Genomic DNA, 21,571 nt, shown 5'->3' with positions numbered 1-21,571 from the left:
CAGGCGAACCAGTCAGGAGCCTTAGGCCGTCCCGAATCGGATGGCTGCCCTTGCCCTGGCCTTTGCTGCTTCTTCTTCGCGGTTCTTTGCAGGCGCATGGGTCACCAACGAGTCCAGCAGATGCTGGGTGATATGCGCGATCTCGTGCACGGCCTCCGCAAATGCCTCCTCGTTGTCTTTCGAGGGCTTGGTGGTCCCGCTGATTTTTCGCACATATTGCAGTGCAGCAGCCTCCACCTCTGTCGACGTCGCTCGAGGTTCAAAATTGTGGAGGGTTCGAATATTCCGGCACATAGTCCAATGCTAACTATGGGCAGCGCCGTATGGGAGGACCGGCCAGGCGTTAAAGGAGGCTTCCCATGGCGGGTTGGAACAGGTTTGGATCCCGAGTGGCGGGACGGCACCCAAAGCTGTCGGTGCCGTGGCTACTCGGGGCCTCGCCTCTACTCGGTGCCGCGGCGCGGGCCGTTGCCCGACGGAACGGGTTCGACGTCGTTTGCATGGCTCAGCGCGCGTGCGGCGAGCGCGTCGGCGGCATCACGGGCAGGCCGCCTGTCGCCGCGCAATTCATCCAGGCGAACCAAGACCACTCCGCCAAGGATGAACAGGCCGCCGAGCAGTTGGATCGGCCCCGGCAACTCGCCGAGCAGCAGCCATGCCCAGATAACGGCGAACAGCACCTCGGTCAGCGAGACAAAAGATGCGACCTTCGAGCCCAGGCTGCGGGCTGCCATGATTCCGGAAACATAGGCGAGCACAGTCGCCAGGACGACAAGCCCTCCCACGGAAACCCACCACGGCGTCGTCCATGGTCCGAGCGTGGTGTTTGTGACGCTGAAGGTCATGGGCAGGAGTCCCACCAAGCCGAACAGCCAAATGACGACGGCGCCCACCATCAAGCCGGCTGAGGCGAGGACAAGTGGCGGAAGAGTGTCGTTTTCCTTAGCGGTAATGAAGAAATAGATCACCAGGCACACTGCGGCTGCCATGCCCCACAGAACGCCGACGAAGTCGACCTTCTCGGACCCGGCAAGGTCCAAGACCAGAACCAGGCCTCCGAGTGAGAACAGCGCCCCAGCCGCCGTCAACACCCGGGGACGGCGTCGGCTCGCAATCCAGAGCCACAGCACGATCATGACCGGAGCAAGGTATTCCAGCAGCAGTGCTACGCCTACTGACAGCCGGGAGACTGCATTGAAGTAAAAGAGCTGGCACCCGGCGACGCCGATCAGTCCGAACAGCAGGATGGTGAGCCAGTTGTCCTTGACTTGGTGCCAACGTCCGCGAAGGACCACGACGGCGGGAATGGCCAGGATGAGCGCAGCGCCAGTCAGGCGCACGGCAACGGCGGCGCCCGGTGACCATCCGGTTTCCAGCATTGACTTTGCAAATGACCCGGATGTTCCGAAAACCGCGGAAGAGAACAAAGCGATTCCCAGGCCCGATGCCAGGAAACCCCGTGCACCAGCCTTCGTCGTCGTAGCTGACACAGCAGCCTCCTGTCAGGAGTAAAGTTGGCTTATGGTCATGACAGTACCCTTGGAACTCGTAAGGAGTCAAAGTGCTTTTTGCGCCTGACACCGAGGTAGCCCTCCGCAGCATCGTTCACCTCATTAACACCGCTGCCAATGGTGGGGATTCGCTGACCACAGTCGAGGACTTAGAGGCATTCCTGGACGCCGAACAGTTCACAGGTTCCCGAATCAAGTCCACTGCGGAACTGCGATCGGTCCGGCGCCTGCGCAGTGAACTCGCGGCGCTATGGAGCGGTGACCCGGACACTGCCGCGAAATCCGTCAACAAGCTCCTGGCAGATGCCCGCGCACTTCCCCAGCTGGTCAAACACGACCACTGGGACTGGCACCTCCACGCGACCACGCCCGAAGCTCCGTTGGCGGACAGAATGGGCACCGAAGCCGCGATGGCCATCATTGACGTCATCCGCAGTGGTGAGATGGCCCGAATGCGCGTATGTGCCGCAGATGATTGCGACGCGGTGGTGCTGGACCTCAGCCGGAACCGCTCAAAGCTCTACTGCGACACCGGCAACTGCGCCAACCGGGCCCATGTGGCAGCGTACCGGGCTCGGAAGGCCGCTGGCGGCGAGTAAGCAGTCGCAGTCTGGACAACCCAAGTCGTCCTGATGCTAAGTAGTTCCTCTGCGTCTGCGGTTCATGATGACAGCAGCAAAATAGAAGGCAAGAAGGCCTCCGAGGAAGTAGACGGTCCAGAACGGGAATCCTACATTGGTTTGGCGTCCGGCCAAGGTCTTCTTTTCCGGTGCATCTTTGGGGATGTCAGCGATGCGCGTCGCGTGGATAAGGAGCCTATGCGAATTCACGCCAATCGGGGTACAGGTGATCAGGGTGATGGAATCCTCACCAGCCGTGATTTTGAGAGACGAGATGTCGTCTGGTTCGACGACTTCAATCTTGGTCACCTGGTAGTAGAAGTCGTGGTCCATGACCTCGCTGGAGAAGATGTCCCCCGTTTTGGCACTGTGGAGGGGGGTGAAGAGCTCGGCGTTGGGAATTCCTGAGTGCGATGTCAGGACAGCGTGCGTGCCTGGACCTCCCACTGGAAGGGAGGAGCCATACAGGTGGCCTATTCCCTTGGCCAGAACGTCATCGCTGGTTCCGTGGTAGATCGGCAGATCGATATTAAGCGAGGGATAGCGGAGCCTGCCGATGACGTCGTCGTTGGCCACATTCAATTGGCTCTGGTAATCCTTCATTTGTCCATCGAGGGCCGGAGCTGGAGTCTGTGAGGAGTAGGGGTCCCGCAGCTGTCCCGCGGGAATACGGGAATTGTATTGGCGCGCGCGGTCTAACGCCAGTGTTCGGGCTGAGGGGCCAAGCTGTTGAACGTCCTGCGCGTAGCCGGAAAGCTGGCTGTTGTGGGACAACGAGCTGAACCAGTCTGCCGCCTGGGGGTAAAGGACCAAGCCGAGGCCTATAGCGGCGATGACCATCATGGCGATAAACCGTCGGTCGGCGACACGGGCTTTGGCGTCTGTGGGCGGAGCAGCGTTCCCGTGGACTTTGCGTCGTCGTGGTTTACGTCGTGGGGCGGGTTCGGGACCTTCCAAGAAGTCTTCGAGGATTTGAGTCATTGGGGGGCCTCTTGTTTTGCTGGAGGGGAGCGGTATGGGGCATCCACGGTGGTGGATGCCCCATACCCTGCCTCAAGGGATGCAGGTCAACGAAAGTTGATTACTTTGCCTCGTTGCGCTTCCGGCGGCCAGTGATCATGAAGAGTCCGGCACCGGCCAGCACGAGGATCCCTCCTGCAGTCAGCACTCCGGTTCCCATGCCACCGGTGAACGGCAGCTGGAATCCAGCGTTGTGCAGGACGTTGTTGACGGTCACCGTCACCACCGATGGGTCAGCGCTGGTGACCGTGGTCTGCACCGGCTGGGCCAGAAGTTCGTAGCCCGCCGGCGCCTTGGTCTCAACCAACCAGTAGGCCTGGTAGCCGGGCTGACCCGGGTTGACTGCAGCACCGTTGGCCCAGTTGGAGTAACGCAGTCCGGAAATCACCAAGTTACCGGAGGCATCCGTGGTCCAGGAGTTAACACCAGCGACGGTGATCGCATTGGTGCCCGCCTGGGCATCAGCCTGGGTCGGGTACACCGAGAAGGTGGCGCCAGCCAGGCTCGCGGAGGTCGTGGAGTCCTGCTTGTGAAGGACAATGTCTCCCCACTTGGTAACAACAGGCGGAGTCACGACAGGACCGCCGGGCTGTCCTGGGGTGATGTTGAAGCTGGCTGCGTTCGGGTAGACCAGAGCCGTGTTCGCGATCTCGCCGACTTTGTTGACCGTGGTGTTCACCGTCACCAGGACCTTGGCGGTGGGGTTGTTTGCCAAGATGGCCCGGCCGCTGGCAGTGAAATCAACCGTGAGGGTGTTCGTTGCCGCGTTGAAGGCGATGGTGTAGTCCGTGTTCAACGTCAGAGCGGTGCCGTTGGACAGCGCTACCGTCGAGTTGGTGTAGGTCAGCTTGGGGTCAAGCTGGTCGGCTACCCGGTAGCCATCGATCGGATTGACGTTCGGGATGTCGCTGGTGATGGTCCACTGGACGTTGTCGCCGAGCTTGAGGGCGGTGGCATCTGTGACTGTCTTCGTCGCACCCGTTACTGCGTTCTTGGGGTAGACGTTGACGTTGTACATCCAGTTGTTCTCATTCAACGGGTCCGTCATGGGCAGCGTGACCAGGAACGGAGCCGACGGAGTGACGCCGGCCGGGTAGCCGGTTTCCGTGACCAGGTAGAGACCCAGCGGAAGGTTCGCCAAGGCGGCCGTACCCGTGGCATCAGTCGTGGTCGTGGCACCCGCTGCAGCCTGGGCGGCAGCCTGGGCCGGTGTCAGGGCAGCTGCTGCCGTCCATCCGGCGTTGGTGGTCAGGTCAATGTTGTTGACCTTCTGAATCGTGAATGTCACCCCGGCCATGGGCGTCAGGCCCTGGAGCTGAGCTGGTGTCAGCGCGGTTCCATTGTTGGGTAGGTTGGTCGGCGTCGCAGGCGTTTGGTACTTGTGGATGGTCAGCGAGCCGGTCTTGGATGAATCGATGTTCGCGATGTTGGTAGCTGCCTGCGCACCCCCCGCCCCAAGAGCAAGCATCCCTGCGGAGGCAATTGCGGCCAGGGACGCTATTATCCTGCGCCTCACCTTCGATGATTTCATCGTTTTCCTTTCTTGTTGTCCCCAGCGAGATGCACGGAGTTGCGCTTAGCGGTCTGGGTGTTTGGGGTGTTGTCCGCTCGCCTAACGATGATGAGTACGAGCGAAATCATGAGGAGGAGAACCCCGGTGAGGGTGACTCCGAGAAGGGCGCCACTGCCCGGGCCGCCGGCCGTGGGCAGCTTGACGGCAGCCATATCGAGGATGGTGATGGTCTGTCCGGTCGCTGTCACGGAGGTACCGGCTGTGGCCGGATCCACAGAGATGCTGCCGTTGGCCGCCACTGTGAACTTCACCGGCGTGGACAGGAGCGAGTAGCCGTTCGGAGCCTTGGTCTCAAGGAGCCAGTAGGTCCCTGGAAGCAAATTCTTGACCTCAATCATTCCGGGCGAACCGGAGACGGCGGCGTTCGTTCCGATCAGTGAAGTGCCCATTTGTCCTGAGGCATCGTTGTGGATCTCAAAGGTCGAGCCGCTCAGCGGGACGGTGGAACCTTGAGTGGTTCCCGGTCCGGATTTCTGCAGGAACAAATGGCCCGTGGTGGGGTTCGTGGTGGAACATGCCGGGTCCAGTGGCAGTGGGCTGCCTGTGGCGCAACGCGTCGGCGGTATGACGCCGTTTCCTGTTGCTCCGTTCTTCAGGGTGACGAGCCAAGCATTGGAGTTGACCGTCACTGAATAGGTCAGGACCGCCTCGCCATTACCTGGAAGAGTGAAGGAGGACGTGACGAGCTTGTTGTCGTTCCCGGGATCAGGAACAGCGACGGAAGTGCCGCCGTTGATGGTTAACTTCGCCGATCCGGCGGTGAACGTCGCGTTGTTCAGAACCTGGCTCAGGTCATCGGTGAGCACGACTCCGCTTACGGCGTTGACGGTGGAGTTGGTAGCCGTCACTGTGTAAGTGATGACCCTGTTCGTGCTGGAATCGCCCGGGTTGACGTACGTTCCCGAAGCCGGAGAAGCTGTCTTGCCCAACGTCCACACACCCACGGGATTGACCGTGCAGGTTGCGCTTCCAGTGGGGCACGACGTCGGGGGCGTAACGATGGTTGAGGGCGTCAGGTAATTGTCGATCGAAGCATTGCCCAAAGTGCCCGCGCTGTTGACCTTGACTTGATAGGTCACCGCGCTCTTAGCGCCGGCGGCAACAGCGCCTGTGACTGCCAGGGTCTTTTGCGTCGCTCCCGAGTTGTCGACCACCACGAGGGGAGTACCGTTCGTCGTCGTGCTGGTGATCGACGTACCAACGAAAGTGGCATCATCCAGGACGCTTCCCAGCCAGTCGGTGTATCCGACGACGGCGGGGGCGGCACCGGTGCTGTTATCAAAAGTCAGCGTGTAGGTAAGTACCTGACCGGCTTGAACCATGGTTCCGGAGGAAGGATTGACGCTCTTTGAAGCGGTCAGGTTGGAAACAGGCGGGGTGTCACACGCGGAGTTGTCAGTTGTTGGACCCTGTTCCTGGCCCGCAGGAAGGGCAACCGAGTTGAAGAGACCTGTTCCCGAGCCAGAACATGTCGTCGCGGGCGCGGCGTTTGTGTAATGGAAAGTCACCGCAAGGTTGAAGGTCTGCGTGATACCCGCTCCGATGGTGCTCCCTGCTGGCGCGAGCGCGTAAGGGCCTCCGCTCGAGGACGTGGCACCGGCCGGAGCGCCTGTCCCCGACGTAGTCCAAGAGGCAGCGGTTGCGGCCAGATTCGCGGCAAACGCAGGAGTGTCTGAGAGCGCACCGTAGGCACCGGCAACCGAGCCGGTATTGGTGACCGTCACGGTGTACTTGGCCAGGTAATTGCCGTTGGTGTCCGGGCCGGTCACGGCTCCGGACTGCTTGACGACATTGATGATGGGTTGGGCGCTGTTGGACAGGGTGCACGTGATATTTGCCCCCGCTACCGGCGTGATATTCAAAGACCCACCAAAGGCAGCGCCCGCGGGCAACCCCGGCTGCAGGCCGAAAGAGTCCGTGCACGTGATGGTGGTGGAATAGTTCGCGAGATTGGCTGACCCGGCAGCCGCTTCAGTCAGGGTGTAAACGGTTCCTGGGTTCGCGACATAGGTTCCGGTGGTACCCGTGCCGGCTGTCACCGTCGATCCACTGCCGCTCGTGGTTGAGTTCGTGGTGCTGTTGACCACTGTTCCGGTCGCGCCACCGGTCCGGATCTGCGTTGTGAACTGGTCTGTCGCCGACTCGCGTGGGGCTCCGAGCACCTTATTGAGAACGATACGGGGAGCGCGGACCACAAGTGTTGCGTTTGCCGGCGGGTTGAGGTTGGTCACGATGTTTCCGGGACCGTTGATATAGGTTCCCTCAGCGGCGGCCGTGACATTGAAGGTAAGGGTGCAGGATGACTGTCCCAGGGCCAGATCGCCGCCCGTGACGGAGAAGACATTCGCTCCTGCCGCCCCTGTTTTGATGAAGGCAGCACCGGTCACCTGGGCACATGTTCCGCCCAGCGCGGGCGTCGGAGCTATCACCACACCGGCAGGCAGCGTGTCAGTGAGCGTCCAGTCGGTCTTTGCCATCAAGTCGCTCGTGTTGGTTACCGTGAGCGTGACTGTCGACGTTTGCCCCGGCGCGATCAGCGTCGGGGAGAAGGACTTGTCCACTTGCGGAGTCACATCCACAATCTGGGGAAGGTCGAAGGCAACATCGTTACCGCTGCCGCTCGTGGTCGCGTTGTAAAGGGACAGGCCAAGTGTGGCGGTGGTGCCGGTGGGAATTTGGTACGCCGCCGACTGCAGCTTGGTCACTTGAGTTGCCGCGATGGTGCTTGAGCCGCAAGGATCCAGGCCCGTACTGAGCACCTGAGGGGTGCCATTGATAATCAGGCTGAACGTCTCTTTCGCGTGGGCTGCGAAGCAGTTGATTTCTGCGAAATAGGCCGAGACCGCGTAGTAGTGCCCTGGGATGGCAGAAATTGCGCTGGCGCTGGCCGTTTTGAATTCAGTGCCTGCCGCGATGGCACCGGATGTGTTGTTGGTGTACTCCGACAACGCTTGGTTGCTGGCGGCCTGGGCCGCAGTTTGGCCTTGGGCCAGTCCGAGTTGCACGGCCATGCTTTGAATCGTCTGCCAACCTTGGGGCGCGTTGTTTGCGCATCCAGCGTCGGATGTGGGCTGCGGAGAGGAAGAGTTGAGTATCCAACCATCACATTGATTTCCGGCAGGAGTGTAGGGGGTGTCCGCCGTGTATGTCATGTTGCCCGCGGCACTGCCGCCGGTGTAATTCAGGATGTTGATCGCCGACGAGGTGGCATTCTGGTTGGAGAAGTCTTCGGTGTAGACGGGGGTGCCCGGCTGAGTGACTCCCGGCGTGCCAGGGGTGGTCGCAATGGCTGGGGACGGCAGAGCGCCGCCCAGGCCAAGGGCAAAGATCGTGGCAGCAAGCAGGGCCGCCAGCAACTTGGCTGCACGGGATCCCGTCATGGCTTTGCCCTGGAAGAGACGGGTAGTCATCGGGAGCCGCCCCGCATCCCATGCCTTGCTGTGGTGAATTTATTCAATGTCACCGACACCTCACTAGCTAGTAACGACCAGGCGCCTGCCCGGAGCTTTCTGAGGTGTAAGTAGTGACGCGTCCCGTATCGTGTCGAAGATCGTGGCGGAAAACTCTAATTTTTTTGAATGTCGTTTGGGCTGCCAACAAAAAAGCGCTCCCCCGCCGAAGCGGGAAAGCGCTGGGAGTCAGTTGCCGGCGTCGGGCCTGTCCGGCGAATCGGCCGTATCCGGCCCGGTCGGCGAAACGTGACCTGGCCGTTTGGAACTGAGGTTGACGCCCGAGCCCTTACCCAGGTGCTCGGCGTTTTCCTTGTAGCTCATGGACAACATTGCTGCGACGACGAGGCTCACGATAAACGCGATCCCGGCGCCGGTGAAGGCGAGGTCGAACCGAAGAGCCCGCGCGCTGCCGCCCGAAGCGAAGATAAGAACAGCCACGAAGGCTATTACCGCAAAGAACGCGGAGAACATGAGCGGTCCCTTGACCGAGGTCCGCATCGAGCGCGGCTCTCTTGGTGTCTGGTCTGCCACTTTCATTCCTCCAATGATGGCGGTTCATTCCCGCCGGTCTGCAAAAGTTCTACAAGGAGTAGAACGTCCAACTACTAGTTTACGGCCTCAGGCGAACCGCTGGGCGCAGCGGGCGGCATGCCCACGGGCCGGCCCGTCCGGAGATCGTGCCTCAACGTCAGCGCTGACAGGACCCACAGCACGCCTGTGAGAATCGCTCCCCCACCGGCTGTGCCCAGCAATGCATGGGCACCCAGGGAGACAAAGAACGGCAGGATCAACGCGGTGCCCACACCGATGACACCGGAGATGAGCCAATCCCGGGCCAACGAATCGCGCTTCCTCAGGCCATGGACCAGCTCCAGGAGGCCAAGCACCAGCAACGCCAGCATGGCTGAGAGCGCGGTCCCGGCGTCGGACTGCATGACCACGGCGCCTAGACCCCCAATGGCTACCACCACGGATACTGCCATCGGCAGCGCTCGGGTCCTCCACACTGCCGCTGCGGTGGCCAGCAAGTACAGCCCGACAGCCCATGCAAGGACATGCACCGACGGCGCAGTCCAGAAGATGGTGACCGCTCCGAAAACGAGCGCAATCACGGCGCGCAACAGAACAGGTTTCCAGGGCGCCGTCACGAAAGCTGACGAAGCCTGGGCAGGGGTCGAGGGAAGAGTCACCCCACCAGTTTAGTGTGAACCCAGCACCATCCACCGGTCGGTGCGTGCCCGCAGCCCCAACGTCACGCCGCGCGCCAGCATGTAGCCCACCGCAAACGCGGCCCATAACCAGAGGAGCCCCGCCGCGCCGTCGGGCTTGGTCAGGTGAACGGCCGCCAATAGCGGCAAGTACACCAACAGGTTCACGACGCCGGCAACTGCCAAGTAGCGCGCGTCGCCGGCTCCGATGAGCACACCGTCCAGCACGAAGACGTAGCCCGCCAAGGGCTGCCCGGCCGCGAGGACCCAAAGGGCGACAGTCAGGACCGATCGGACACCCGTATCAGGGGTGAAAAGGTAACCCGCCCACGGAGCAACCAGTGCCAGGAGCACACCAGTGACCAGCCCAAAGCCGAGCCCCCAACGCACCATGGTCCGCGTCAGCTCACGAACCCGGAGAGGGTTTCCAGCGCCCAGCTCTTTGCCGATCAGCGCTTGGGCCGCAATGGCGAGTGCGTCCAATGCGAATGCCAGGAACGAAAAGATGGTCATGGCCAGCTGGTGGGCGGCCAAATTCACGGGACCTTGGGCGGTCACCACCAGAACCGTTCCCAGAATGGCGAGTCGAAGGCTCAGTGTCCTCAGCATCAACCAGGAACCCACCTTGGTCATGGTCCTGATGCCGTGCCAATCCGGCCCCAGTGACACACCGTGTCGCCGCGCGTTCCGTCCCACCATGACCAGATACACGGCAGCCATGGCCCATTGAGCGATGCTGGTGCCGATGGCCGAACCGGCAACTGATAAGTCCAACCCATAAACAAGGAACCAGTTCAGTGCGATATTCACGGCGAACCCTGCGGTAGCAACCACCAGCGGCGTCCGGGTGTCCTGAAGGCCTCGGAGCACGCCGGTTCCGGCGAAGATCAACAACATGGCCACGAGGCCCGGCATGGACCAGCGGAGGTATTCGACGGCGAATCCTCCCACGTCGCCGCCCGCACCCATGAGCCCAACGAGCGGCCGGGCAGCAACAAAACCGACAGCCGCGAGCGCCACACCAAGCAACAACGCCAGCCATACGCCGTCGCGCCCTGATGCCAAGGCCTTCCCCAGCTTTCCGTCGCCGATCGCGCGGGCCACTGCCGGCGTCGTCGAGTACGCCAAAAAGACCATGAGTCCGACCGCGGTGTAGAGGAGGGTGGAGGCCAACCCCACGCCGGCGAGTTGGTCGACGCCGAGGTGGCCGACGATGGCTGAGTCCGCAAGCAGGAACAGCGGTTCTGCGATGAGCGCGCCGAAGGCGGGAACCGCCAGTCTCAGGATCTCGTGGGCGTTGGAACGGGTGCTGATGGTGGTTCGGGACACCCGACAAGCGTAGTCGGGGTCCCGGACACACTGACGTCATAAAACCAAGCCCCAGTAAACTTCCAGCATGAGCGACGCTGCTTCCAATTCCGTGACCCTCCGCTTTTTGGCAGCACCCACGGACGTGGGCCATAGCGGATCGGTCGACGCCGGCACGGTCCTTGAGTGGGTGGATAAGGCAGCGTATGCGGCAGCGGTGGGCTGGGCGAAGACGTACTGCGTCACGGCGTATGTGGGCAACATTCACTTCGCCGATCCCGTAAACAGCGGTGACATGGTGGAGGTCACCTCCACCATCGTCTACACCGGCAAGTCCTCCATGCACATCCACACCGTGGTCAGTTCCCATGATCCGAAGGGCGGACCGGCGACCATGCACAGTCAATGCATGGTGATTTTTGTGGCGGTCGGGCCCGAAGGGAAGCCGGTGCCCGTACCCCATTTCGAACCCTCCACGCCCCGCGAGGTCGAACAACGCGACCACGCCCTCGCCCGTATCGACGTCCGCGAGCAGATCGTCAAGGCCATGAACGCACAGGAATATACCGACGCCGGTACGGCCGAACGCGTCGTCTTGCGGTTCCTGGCGTCCCCCACGGATGTGAACTGGGGCGGGAAGGTCCACGGCGGCATCGTGATGAAGTGGATCGACGAGGCAGCCTACGTTTGCGCTTCGCGCTACTCGGGCAAGGACACAGTGGCCGTGTTCTCCGGCGGCGTCCGCTTCTACCGGCCGTTGCTGATCGGGCATCTGGTTGAAGTTGAGGCGCGGCTGGTTTACACCGGCGCCAAGGGCATGCACATCGCCGTTCATGTCCGGTCCGGTGATCCGAAGACCGGCGAGATGAACCTGACCACGTACTGCCTTACGGTGATGGTGGCGCGGGATGACACCGGAACGGCCGTCCCGATTCCACCGTGGGTTCCTGTCTCCGCGGAAGACAGGAAGCTCCACGCCCATGCTCGGGAGCTCTTGGAGATTCGCGGCCGGGCTCCGGGAAACCGCCTCCCGGACCACCTGCTGCAGGCATCCGGCAGCTAGTGCGTGCGGAGCACGGGGCACGTGGCCGGCACGGGGGCAGGCGCACGGGGCCCGACAGATGGGCCGCCTAACCGGCTGATTTTGGACGTTTCGTCAGTACTCGCGAGCGGTTTGCTCCTAGTGGACTGACACTCCAGGGACCGAGGCTTGAAGGACAGCAACACAGTCCAGCAGCAACACAGTCCAGCCAAGGAGACAACGTGACCACTTACAACCTCGCCCTGATCGGTTTCGGCGGCGTCAACCGTGCTTTGGCGGAGCTCATCCGGGACGAACCCGAGCGCTTTGCCTCCCTCGGATTTGAGCTCCGCGTCGTCGCGATCACTGATCTGGCCTTCGGGTCACTCGTGCAGAGTGAGGGTATTGACTTGGCCGCGGTCCTCGCGATGCCCCGCGGATCCAGCTTCGAGAAACTCCCCGGTGGCAGTGTTGTCCCCCGGAACGAGGAACTCATCAAGAACTGCCCGGCGGACATCGTTGTGGAAGCTACGTTCACCAACCCCCTGACCGGGGAACCGGCCATCTCCCATGCCAAGTGGGCCTTGGAATCCGGCAAGCATGTGGTGACCACCAACAAGGGACCCGTGGCCTTGTGCGGACAGGAATTGCGAAGCCTGGCCGCCGCCAACGGTGTCCGCTTCGAGTACGAGGGTGCGGTGATGAGCGGGACACCGGTCATCCGAATGGCGCACAAGATGCTCGGTGGGCTCGAGCTCACCTCAGTCCAAGGCATCCTGAACGGAACCAGCAATTATGTGCTGGGCCGCATGGAAGCGGGCTTGGGGCTGGATCAAGCGATTGCCGAAGCCCAAGGCCTTGGTTATGCGGAGGCAGATCCCACCGCCGATATTGGCGGATCAGACGTTCGGTTGAAGGTGGCGATCCTGGCCAACGAGCTGCTGGGTGGCAACATCCGGCCGGGCGACGTCGATACCACCGGAATCCAAGACATCACCAGCGACGACGTGGCCCGAGCCCGGGCCGAGGGCCTCCGGTGGAAACTCGTCGGCGAGGCCCGGCGCGCGGATGACGGGCAGGTCCTGGCATCTGTCAGGCCCATGAAGCTGTCCCCCGAGCACCCGCTCGCAGGCATCTCCGGTGCCACCAACGCCCTGTCCTTCACTACTGACTTGCTCGGCCCTGTCACCGTTTCAGGCCCTGGCGCCGGGCGGGTGGAGACGGCTTATGCGCTGATCTCGGACATCATCGCCGTCGACGAGTTCATCAAGGCAGGCGTCAATGCTTAAGCCGGCCTTCACACCCGCTTCCGCGCAGGCAGCAGCACCGACCCTCGCCAGCGCCCCGTCCCAACCTGACCTGGTGGTGTTCAACAAGTTCGATGGGGCCGTCTTGGCCACGCTGCCGCAATGCACGCCGTCGGGGGTTGAACGGGAGCTACGACGGGCATTTGCCGCCGGGCCGATCGCCGCGTCCATGCCCCGGCATGAGCGTGGGCGGATCCTCGATGCCGCCGCCGGGCTGCTGGAAGAACGGGCCGAAACAGCTGCCGAGCTGATAGTGGCGGAGGCGGGCAAGACCTTCACCCAAGCCCGGAAAGAGGTCTCCCGAGCCGTCAACACCCTCAAGCTCTCGGCCGCAGAAACACGCCGGAATGTAGGCGAAGTTGTTCCGTTCGACTCATTCGCCGGTTCCGAAAACCGGCAAGGCTGGTTCACCCGGGAGCCCTTGGGGCTCATTGCCGCCATCACCCCGTACAACGATGCGCTGAACCTCGTGGCACACAAGATCGGACCGGCGATTGCCGGCGGCAACACGGTCATCCTCAAACCCTCGCAACTTACCCCCCTGACGGCCCTGTTCCTCGTTGACCTCCTGGTCGAATCAGGACTTCCGGCGGACTGCATCGTAGTGGTCCTCGGCGACCGGCGGGTGGCGCAAGCCATCATCTCCTCCAAGCTGGTCCGCATGGTGTCGTTCACGGGCGGCTTCGCCACTGGCCGGGCGATCGCCGCCAATGCGGGTATTAAGCGGTTGTCCATGGAGCTGGGCGGAAACGCACCGGTGATCGTTTTCGACGACGCCGACATCCCGGCTGCCGTTCAAGCCAGCGTGTCCGGCGCATTCTGGGCAGCGGGCCAGAACTGCATCGGTGCCCAGCGGATCCTGGTGCAACGGGCAGTTTTCGATTCCTTCCTCGAATCCTTCGTGGCCCGGACGGCGGGCCTGAAGGCGGGTGACCCGCGAAGTGAAGCGACCGACGTCGGCCCGATGATCAGCGCCGCCGCCGCAGCGGAGGCGAAGCGCAAGATCGACGACGCCGTCTGCGCCGGCGCGCGTTTGCTCACGGGCGGTTCAGTGGAAGGCGCTGTTTTGACGCCTGCTGTGCTCACTGGGGTACCGCGGGCGTGTGAGGCCTGGAGCGAGGAGCTCTTTGCACCGGTGGTCCTGGTGGAACCCTTCGATTCAACAGAGGAAGCGATTGAGCTCGCTAACGACAGTGAGTATGCCCTTCAGGCCGGGATCTTCACGGCGGACCTTCGTCGGGCACTCGACACGGCCAAAGCCATTGACGCCGGGGGCGTGATGATTAATGACTCGTCCGATTACCGCCTCGACGCGATGCCGTTTGGGGGTTCAAAGTACGGCAGCATGGGGAGGGAGGGAGTCCGGTTTGCGTATGAGGAAATGACGCAGCCTAAGGTAGTAGCGATCGCCTCATAGAGGGCGGCCCTGTGGGCCGCCTCAGAGAGGCAGCTGCCTGTCGATAACGGTCGACAGTGACAGTGCCGTAGTGATGTCCCTGACGCCGGGAAACTCGGAAACTTGCCGCCAGATCTCTTGGATCCGCCCGGCGTCGGGAGCCTCCACCCGAACCACCAAATCCAGCTCGCCGCTGACCACATCGCAGGTGGTGATCTCCGGGATGGAGCGCAAACCGGCGATCACGTCGCTGCCCCGCATCCTGTCGTGACGCTGAACCAGCAGAACCGCATTAACGGTAGGCCTGCCTTCGCCGGCTGATTCCTTGATGGTGTACCCGTTGATGTAACCATCACGTTCGAGGCGCTCGATGCGTTGCCGTACCGCGTTCCGTGAGAGCAGTACCTTCTCCCCCAACTGCGCCAGGTTGATGCGGGCATTGCGCCGAAGTTCGGACAGGATCTGGCCGTCCAACTCGTCACGCGGACTCTTGGGCACGGGCGCTCCTGAAGGGATGATGCAGACAACTGGACCAGCAAAGCCTAAAGCACCTAGTCCACGGCCAAAAGTCCGTCCGCGGCCCCCACCATTACCTCCACTGCCCGCGCCAGATGCGTTCCACGGTCAGGGACCCCCTCCCAGCGCACCAAGGCTTGGGCGTTGAGCCCGTCTACCATTCCCAATATCTGCCAAGCCACCGCTTGGGCGTCCGGCATGGAAAATTCTCCTGCTGCTTGGCCCTCATCGAGAACCACCCGGATGACGTCCTGCCAAGCATCCATTTGGCTCCGCACGGTGGCCGCTAACAGCTCACTGCGACGCCCGAGGGTCCATGCGTCCACCCACACTGCCGTCACGTCCAAACGCTTCGCTTCAAGCATGGTTTCCACCAGATAGCCCAAGCGCGCGCCGGGACCGGCGATCACTTCGAGGGTCGAACGGACCTCTGCGATCTCCTCTGAGACGATCGAGCCGAAGATGCGGGCAACCAGTGCCTCCACGCTTGGCTCGTAGTGGGCGATAAGTCCGGACGCCACTCCGATCCGAGCCGCTACTCCCCTCAAGGTGATGGCACCCAACCCCTCTTCCAAGGCGATGGCCCGGGCTGCGTCGGTGATCTCCTGCGCACGCTCGTGGGGTGCCTTGCGGCTGCTCGGTTTTCTCGGAGTGTTTGACATCACTTCCAAGTGTAAAATAGAATTTTGCTAATTGATCATATGATCAACAACGCACATCGGTTCCCTGCTGAAACACCCAAGTACTTGAAAGAAGGACCAACGATGACGTGGTCAATGCCCTCCGAAACCGCACGCCATGACCGAACCTGGATGGCATTCCCCCGCGCTGGACAAACCCTCGGCACTGATGAGGCCTCGGCCAATGAGGCGTACGACGCATGGTCTACGGTCGCCTTGGCGATCGCTGAGTTCGAGCCGGTAACAATGGTGGTGGATCCCAGCGAGCGTGAGCGCGCAGCGAACAGGTTGGGACGGGACATCGAGCAACGTGAGGCACCGTTGGACGAGTTTTGGATGCGGGATGTGGGTCCGACTTTCGTGATCGACGAGTCCCGGCCGGGCGTGCTCGGAGCTGTCGACTGGATATTCAACGGCTGGGGCGCCCCCGCATGGGCTGAGTGGCAAAAGAGTGCACAGCTTGGACGTTTCATAGCTGAGGAAGCAGGTGCTGAACTGGTTAGCTCCCTCCTTGTCAATGAAGGCGGGGCGATCCACGTTGATGGACGTGGCACGGTTCTCGCCACCGAGACTGTTCAGCTGGATCCGGCCCGGAACCCCTTCGCCGACAAAGCCGCCGTCGAATCCGAATTCGCCAGGACCATCGGGGCACAAAAGACTGTTTGGCTACCGCGCGGGCTGACCAGGGATTATGAGGATTTTGGGACGCGCGGACACGTGGACATGGTTGCCACCATGCCTGCACCCGGAAAAGTCCTGCTGCACGTGCAATCCAACCCGGAGCACCCGGATTTCGAGGTGTCCCGCAGCCTCAGGTCCTTCCTTGAGACCCAGACAGACGCCACCGGAGAAAAGTTCGACATCATCGACCTTCCCGCTCCCCAAGCCGTGCGCGACGACGAGGGATGGGTGGACTGGAGCTACGTCAACCACCTCGTTGTCAACGGAGGAGTCATTGCCTGTGGCTACGGTGAAGAGAAGGCGGACGCCATCGCCGCCGAGATCCTCGCCGATGCCTATCCCGGCCGCAAAGTGGTCACCATCGACGCCCGCCCGATCCTCGCCCGGGGCGGCGGCATCCACTGCATCACCCAGCAACAGCCTTCCACCCAGCCCGAAGGGAAATGACGATCATGCCTTTTGATGTCGTCGAAGCATCGATTAGCGAAATACGGGCAGCCTTGGATGCCGGAGACATCAGCAGCGAGGACCTGGTCAAGCTGTACTTGGACCGCATCGCCGAATATGACCACTCTGGTATCCGTTTGAACTCGGTTGTTGTTTTCAACCCGGATGTCCTGGCGGATGCGCGGGCCTCGGATGAACGCCGGGCCCGGGGGCTGCTGCTCGGCCCTTTGGACGGGGTCCCGTACACGGCCAAGGACAGCTTCCTCGTGAAAGGGCTCACCGCCGCAGCCGGCTCACCGGCTTTCAAGGAACTCGTCGCGCAGAAAGACGCGTTCACCATCGAGCGGTTGCGCGCAGGCGGGGCAGTCCTGATCGGCCTGACGAATATGCCCCCCATGGCCAACGGTGGGATGCAGCGCGGGGTCTATGGCAGGGCGGAAAGCCCATACAACAGCGAGTTTCTTACATCAGCCTTTGGCTCCGGCTCATCCAACGGCTCCGGCACGGCCACTGCGGCCAGCTTTGCCGCTTTTGGCTTGGGCGAAGAGACGTGGTCCAGCGGCCGGGCGCCGGCGTCGAACAACGCGCTATGTGCGTATACCCCTTCGAGGGGAGTCATTTCCGTGCGGGGCAACTGGCCGTTGGTGCCCAGCTTGGATGTGGTGGTGCCCCACACCAGGACCATGGCGGACATGCTCCAGGTTCTCGACGTCATTGTTGCGGAGGACACCGACAGCCGCGGCGACCTGTGGCGGATGCAGCCGTGGATTCCCCTTCCCAGGGTGTCGGACGTCCGGCCCGCCTCCTACGCGCCCTTGGCGCCAAGTGACGCGGGAGCGGCAGCGGAATCCTTGAGGGGCAAGAGGTTCGGCGTCCCCAAGATGTACATCAACGCAGACCCTGATGCCGGAACTGGCGAGCACCCCGGGATCGGCGGGCCAACCGGCCAGCGCATCCACACCCGGCCGTCGGTGCTCAAACTGTGGGACGACGCCCGGAAGGCACTCGAGGCAGCCGGGGCAGAAGTTGTACTGGTCGACTTTCCGGTGGTCTCCAACTATGAAGGCGACCGCCCCGGGTCCCCCACGGTGTGGACGCATGGCCTCGTTCCGCCGTCGTACCTCCAGCAGGAAGTCATGGAGCTCAGTGCCTGGGCGTGGGAAGACTTCCTGAGCGCCAACGGAGACCCTGAACTTTGTTCCCTGAGGGACGTGGACGGCGCATCCATTTTCCCCCACCCCGAAGGTGCCCTTCCTGACCGGTATACAGGTTTCGACGACGACATCGCGGCCTATCCCGAGCTCATCCGCACCGGAGCGGTGACTTCCTGGGCTGACATTCCATCCCTTGAACAAGGCCTTCGCGGCCTCGAACAGACGAGGACAACGGACCTTGAGGACTGGATGGATCTCAACGCCCTGGACGCCGTACTATTTCCCGCGGTGGCCGACGTCGGGCCGTCCGATATGGACCTTAACCCCGACTCGGCAGACCTGGGCTGGCGCAACGGAGTTTGGGTGGCAAACGGCAACCTCGTGCCGCGCCATCTGGGCATCCCAACCGTCACGGTTCCCATGGGCACCATGGCCGATACGGCCATGCCCGTGGGTCTGACATTTGCCGGAAGGGCCTATGACGACACGCTCCTGCTCAGCCTGGCTTCGGCCTTCGAAGCACTGGAACGACGGCGGACCGAACCACCGCGGACGCCTCGCCTGAGGGCGGCGGGGGGCCATGCGGCCCTCCCCATCACAACGGCTGGGGTCTCCTAGAAGCCGCCGCCACCAGCAGTGTCCCCGGCCATGTTGGCAAAGCGCGAGTAGTGACCTTGGAACGCAACAACGATGTCCTTGGTGGGGCCGTTACGGTGCTTGGCAATGAGGATGTCGGCCTCACCGGCGCGCGGCGATTCTTTGTCGTAGACGTCCTCGCGGTGAAGCAGGATCACCATGTCCGCGTCCTGCTCGATGGAGCCTGATTCACGGAGGTCGGACACCATGGGGCGCTTGTCCTGGCGCTGCTCGGATCCACGGTTCAGCTGCGACAGTGCAATGACGGGAACTTGGAGTTCCTTGGCGAGCAGCTTGAGTGCCCGGGAAAACTCGGAGACTTCCTGCTGGCGTGACTCCACTTTCTTGCCGGAGCTCATCAGCTGGAGGTAGTCGAGGATCACCAGTTTGAGGTCGTGCTGCTGTTTGAGGCGACGGCACTTGGCACGGATTTCCATGAGCGACATGTTGGGGCTGTCATCGATGAACAACGGGGCATCGTTCATTCGCCCCATGGTGGTGGCGATCTTGGACCATTGCTCGTCCTTGATGGTGCCCTTGCGAAGGTCCTGCAGGCCGATCGTCGCCTCAGCCGAGAGCAGGCGCATGGCGATCTCGTTCCGCCCCATTTCCAGGGAGAACATCACGGTTGCCAGATTGTTCTTTATAGCTGCGGAGCGGGCAAAGTCCAACGCGAAGGTTGACTTACCGACGGCGGGACGCGCGGCGATGACGATCATCTGCCCCGGGTGGAGGCCATGCGTGAGGTCATCGAGCTCGTAGAAGCCTGTTGGCACACCGGTCATGCCCTCGCCGCGGTGACCCGATGCCTCGATCTCATCCACCGTGGCTTCCATGACGTCCTTCAACGCCACGTAGTCCTCGGCGGTGCGCTTCTCCGCAACCGCGTACACCTCGGCCTGTGCTTGGTTGACGAGGTCTTCTACCTCGCCATCCTGGCCGTACCCCATCTGGACAATTTTGGTGCCGGCGTTGACGAGCCGCCGGAGTACCGCACGTTCAGCGACGATCTCGGCGTAGTAGCCTGCATTGGCCGCGGTGGGGACGGTTTGAATCAGTTCGTGAAGATAGGCCGGTCCGCCGATCCGGTTGATCTCCCCGCGCTTGGTCAGCTCGTCGGAGACCGTGACGGCGTCAGCCGGTTCACCCCGCCCGTACAGATCAATGATGGACTCATAGATCGTCTCGTGGGCCGGCCGGTAGAAGTCGTGGCCGCGAACGATCTCCACGACGTCAGCAATCGCGTCCTTGGAAAGCATCATGCCGCCCAATACCGACTGCTCCGCGGGAATGTCTTGGGGAGGCTTTCGGCTCGATTCGGATGACCTCGTGCCCTCGATTGAGTCCAAGTGGGTTACTGACAAAGCCGTCCTCCATGTGTGTACCGCATTTATTAGCTGATCCGGTTCTACATCGAGGCACAGACATTGAAACTTCAGTCGCCCGCGAAGAGGTCATGCAGCATGAGGAAAGTATCCACAAGTTTGTCCACAAGTCCGCCGGGGCGGCTTCACTTGAGGGCTGGCTACGAAGCGGATAGCAATCAAACCAATCACATTGGTACCTAGGTCAGGTACCCCAGCCACGCTAGTCGCGCATGGGCACCACGTCTAACTCGTTGTCAACACCCGCATGTGGATAACCGGTGATTCCTGTGGAATACGTGCCCCACGTTGTGCACAGACTGTGCGTTCAGTTGTGGATAAAGAATTTCTTTTGTCGGAAATCATGGCCTGACCTGCGGAAACGCTGAAATGAACCTGTGGAACAAATAAAGATTTGGTGGAAAACCATCCACAGGCGTGGCGGCCCCGCGTGTCGGAGGACCGGCCGGAAACGTGCTAAGCATGCCCGAAATGTGATGCATCTTACTCTTCAGGCAAGATGTGATAGCACGCTCTAACGGACCCTATTCCGGAACAGGAATGTGCTGTGGATAACCGAGTTCTGGCATAAGCTCTAAGCATGGGGATGAACATTGGTGACGTGGTGATGCTTGCCCTTCCGCTGGTAGTCCTCGTCGGCCTTCTTTGGGCACTTACCTCGGCCTTTAAACCACGCGATACCGGCCTTTCAGACGCTGAAAGATACCAGCGCGAACTGGCCGCGCGCTCAGCTGCGCACCAAGCTTCCCAAGTGCAAGCGGCCCTTGCTCTGAGGGCGCGCATCGAGGCAACTACGCAGCCCAGCCAGAATGCAGCGCAACAGACCCAGCAATCGGACCAAAACAGGATTGCCATCCAGGCACAGGCCGCACGAACCCAGAGCACGGGACAATCTTCGTCCCATCCGGCCGTGATGCCCAATGGCGAGCTCAACCCCCAGCTCGCCGTCCAGCTGCAGAGCCTTGTCCGCAACGGGCAGCGGATCCAGGCCATTAAAGTCCTGCGCCAGGCAACCCATTCGGATCTTCTCACCGCCAAGAACTACGTAGATCGGCTCTGAACCGCATGGAATCCATCCTCATTCCGCTCCTGATACTCATTGCGGTCGTAGCGGGGGTACTCCTTCTGACCCGGGCCGCGTCCAAGCACTCCCAAGAGGCGAAGGAGAGTGCCGCGGCCGCCAGTACTCCGAAGGAGCCGGCGGAACTAGCGCGGGAGTCGGCTGCCAAGCTAAACCAGGAGCAGCATCGCCGGCTCTACTCGCTGATCGCGCAGGGGCAGGGCATGGCCGCCATCAAGCTTTACCTTCAAGCTACCGGTGAGGGCCTGCGCGCCTCACGCGACGCCGTCGGCGCGCTGGCCGCCCATCCTCAACCGTTCACCCAGGAGGAGCCCGCACAAAGCCCCCTTGCCGACGAGGACGACGACGAGCCGGAGCGTTTCCCGTACCGGTACCGGGCAATCGTCAGCAAAGGCGATGTCACGCGTGAAGTCAGCAGCAACATGCTCAATGACGAGATCTACGGCAGGATCCGAACCCTGGCCAAGAGCGGGGATACCGAAGGTGCAGCCCTTGCCCTGACGCGCCACTCGGACATCAACATCAAGCAAGCGCGCGAATTCGTGGAGCTCATGGACGACTAGTTACCTAGGGGT

The 21,571-nt window shown here is 62.0% G+C and carries 19 protein-coding genes; 8 read left to right on the top strand and 11 right to left on the bottom strand.

Annotation, left to right across the window (positions count from 1 at the left end; all coding sequences use genetic code 11):
- Positions 1-21: 21 nt before the first annotated feature.
- Together QRN04_RS15995 and QRN04_RS15990 are read right to left on the bottom strand one after the other, a co-directional pair.
- A complete protein-coding gene (locus QRN04_RS15995) occupies positions 22-294 on the bottom strand; it encodes a DUF2277 domain-containing protein (protein WP_284977009.1) in 273 nt (90 codons plus the stop codon).
- A gap of 149 nt (positions 295-443) precedes the next feature.
- Positions 444-1,490 (bottom strand): EamA family transporter, encoded by a 1,047-nt coding sequence (locus QRN04_RS15990; protein ID WP_284977008.1) that lies wholly within the window; start codon positions 1,488-1,490, stop codon positions 444-446.
- A 71-nt stretch (positions 1,491-1,561) separates the two neighbouring features.
- On the opposite strand from QRN04_RS15990, the gene QRN04_RS15985 reads away from it, so the two are divergent.
- Positions 1,562-2,110, top strand: coding sequence for a CGNR zinc finger domain-containing protein (locus QRN04_RS15985; protein WP_284977007.1), 549 nt, complete (start codon positions 1,562-1,564; stop codon positions 2,108-2,110).
- 36 nt (positions 2,111-2,146) lie between these two features.
- On the opposite strand, the gene QRN04_RS15980 is transcribed toward QRN04_RS15985, so the two are convergent.
- The 6 genes from QRN04_RS15980 to QRN04_RS15955 form a co-directional block, all read right to left on the bottom strand.
- The gene (locus QRN04_RS15980; RefSeq protein ID WP_284977006.1) at positions 2,147-3,112 is read right to left on the bottom strand and encodes a class C sortase; all 966 of its coding nucleotides are present in this window, start codon (positions 3,110-3,112) and stop codon (positions 2,147-2,149) included.
- A 100-nt stretch (positions 3,113-3,212) separates the two neighbouring features.
- Entirely contained in the window at positions 3,213-4,682 is a 1,470-nt protein-coding gene (locus tag QRN04_RS15975; RefSeq protein WP_284977005.1) for a SpaH/EbpB family LPXTG-anchored major pilin, read from the bottom strand.
- Positions 4,679-8,134: a DUF7927 domain-containing protein gene (locus QRN04_RS15970; protein ID WP_284977004.1), complete on the bottom strand. Its 3,456-nt coding sequence runs from the start codon at positions 8,132-8,134 to the stop codon at positions 4,679-4,681. Before QRN04_RS15970 ends, QRN04_RS15975 begins: the two co-directional genes overlap by 4 nt.
- A gap of 228 nt (positions 8,135-8,362) precedes the next feature.
- Entirely contained in the window at positions 8,363-8,713 is a 351-nt protein-coding gene (locus QRN04_RS15965) for a hypothetical protein (protein ID WP_284977003.1), read from the bottom strand.
- A gap of 68 nt (positions 8,714-8,781) precedes the next feature.
- A complete protein-coding gene (locus QRN04_RS15960) occupies positions 8,782-9,366 on the bottom strand; it encodes a DUF308 domain-containing protein (RefSeq protein ID WP_284977002.1) in 585 nt (194 codons plus the stop codon).
- A gap of 9 nt (positions 9,367-9,375) precedes the next feature.
- A complete protein-coding gene (locus QRN04_RS15955; protein WP_284977001.1) occupies positions 9,376-10,713 on the bottom strand; it encodes an MATE family efflux transporter in 1,338 nt (445 codons plus the stop codon).
- 67 nt (positions 10,714-10,780) lie between these two features.
- Here QRN04_RS15955 and QRN04_RS15950 point away from each other — a divergent pair, with 67 nt between their 5' ends.
- The 3 genes from QRN04_RS15950 to QRN04_RS15940 all read left to right on the top strand — a co-directional run bounded on the left by QRN04_RS15950 (position 10,781) and on the right by QRN04_RS15940 (position 14,437).
- Positions 10,781-11,755, top strand: a complete 975-nt coding sequence (locus QRN04_RS15950; RefSeq protein ID WP_284977000.1) for an acyl-CoA thioesterase — start codon at positions 10,781-10,783, stop codon at positions 11,753-11,755.
- Between the two features lie 200 nt (positions 11,756-11,955).
- Entirely contained in the window at positions 11,956-13,002 is a 1,047-nt protein-coding gene (locus QRN04_RS15945; protein WP_284976999.1) for a homoserine dehydrogenase, read from the top strand.
- Positions 12,995-14,437 carry an aldehyde dehydrogenase family protein gene (locus tag QRN04_RS15940; RefSeq protein ID WP_284976998.1) on the top strand — a complete coding sequence of 481 codons (1,443 nt, stop codon included), beginning with the start codon at positions 12,995-12,997 and terminating at the stop codon, positions 14,435-14,437. The genes QRN04_RS15945 and QRN04_RS15940 overlap by 8 nt, the downstream gene beginning before the upstream one ends.
- 21 nt (positions 14,438-14,458) lie before the next feature.
- On the opposite strand, the gene QRN04_RS15935 is transcribed toward QRN04_RS15940, so the two are convergent.
- The gene (locus QRN04_RS15935) at positions 14,459-14,914 is read right to left on the bottom strand and encodes an Lrp/AsnC family transcriptional regulator (protein WP_284976997.1); all 456 of its coding nucleotides are present in this window, start codon (positions 14,912-14,914) and stop codon (positions 14,459-14,461) included.
- Between the two features lie 53 nt (positions 14,915-14,967).
- On the bottom strand, positions 14,968-15,594 hold the full coding sequence (locus QRN04_RS15930) for a TetR/AcrR family transcriptional regulator (RefSeq protein ID WP_284976996.1): 627 nt from the start codon (positions 15,592-15,594) through the stop codon (positions 14,968-14,970).
- A gap of 102 nt (positions 15,595-15,696) precedes the next feature.
- On the opposite strand from QRN04_RS15930, the gene QRN04_RS15925 reads away from it, so the two are divergent.
- Positions 15,697-16,740 carry an agmatine deiminase family protein gene (locus QRN04_RS15925; protein WP_284976995.1) on the top strand — a complete coding sequence of 348 codons (1,044 nt, stop codon included), beginning with the start codon at positions 15,697-15,699 and terminating at the stop codon, positions 16,738-16,740.
- A 5-nt stretch (positions 16,741-16,745) separates the two neighbouring features.
- The gene (locus tag QRN04_RS15920) at positions 16,746-18,512 is read left to right on the top strand and encodes an amidase (RefSeq protein WP_284976994.1); all 1,767 of its coding nucleotides are present in this window, start codon (positions 16,746-16,748) and stop codon (positions 18,510-18,512) included.
- Here QRN04_RS15920 and dnaB read toward each other — a convergent pair.
- Complete coding sequence (gene dnaB / locus QRN04_RS15915) at positions 18,509-19,894, bottom strand: replicative DNA helicase (RefSeq protein WP_284976993.1); 1,386 nt, start codon at positions 19,892-19,894, stop codon at positions 18,509-18,511. The genes QRN04_RS15920 and dnaB overlap by 4 nt on opposite strands.
- A 607-nt stretch (positions 19,895-20,501) precedes the next feature.
- On the opposite strand from dnaB, the gene QRN04_RS15910 reads away from it, so the two are divergent.
- Both QRN04_RS15910 and QRN04_RS15905 read left to right on the top strand, forming a co-directional pair.
- The gene (locus QRN04_RS15910) at positions 20,502-20,975 is read left to right on the top strand and encodes a hypothetical protein (protein WP_284977019.1); all 474 of its coding nucleotides are present in this window, start codon (positions 20,502-20,504) and stop codon (positions 20,973-20,975) included.
- Between the two features lie 5 nt (positions 20,976-20,980).
- Complete coding sequence (locus QRN04_RS15905) at positions 20,981-21,559, top strand: hypothetical protein (RefSeq protein WP_284976992.1); 579 nt, start codon at positions 20,981-20,983, stop codon at positions 21,557-21,559.
- The last annotated feature ends 12 nt before the right edge of the window (positions 21,560-21,571 follow it).

It is taken from the genome of Arthrobacter sp. efr-133-TYG-104 (genome assembly GCF_030208915.1).
Lineage (GTDB): Bacteria > Actinomycetota > Actinomycetes > Actinomycetales > Micrococcaceae > Arthrobacter.
The sequence above is the reverse complement of the archived record's forward strand: the minus strand, read 5'-3'. Positions and strand labels throughout refer to the sequence as shown.